Below are 318 nucleotides of genomic sequence, written 5' to 3'. Positions count from 1 at the left end.
CGAAGCCTTCCCCGCCTGCGATCCCATGCCCGGCGTCAACACCTCGTGGGGCTACGGCCCGGCGCTGCACGCGCATCAGCTGATCCTGGAAGTGCTCAGCGAAACCGGCGCGTTCGGTTTGTTGATGTGGCTGGCCGGCGCCGCGCTGGCGTGGCGCGCCTGGGTCTTCGCCGACGTGCAGGCGCGCGACCGCGCGCGTCCGGCGATGGTGGCGTTGGCGGTGACGGTGTTCCCGCTCAACACCCACCTGGCGTTCTATTCGACGTTCTGGGGCGGGCTGACGCTGCTGTTGGCGGCGTTGTATGCGGGCAGTTTGCT

General features: G+C 69.2%; 1 protein-coding gene. It reads left to right on the top strand.

The window, feature by feature from the left end:
• Positions 1-318, top strand: a 318-nt coding sequence (locus tag HKX41_10925) for an O-antigen ligase family protein (GenBank protein ID NNC24643.1), incomplete at both ends; no start/stop codon positions are given.

It is taken from the genome of Salifodinibacter halophilus (assembly GCA_012999515.1).
GTDB classification, from domain to species: Bacteria; Pseudomonadota; Gammaproteobacteria; order Nevskiales; family Salinisphaeraceae; genus Salifodinibacter; species Salifodinibacter halophilus.
The sequence above is the reverse complement of the archived record's forward strand: the minus strand, read 5'-3'. Positions and strand labels throughout refer to the sequence as shown.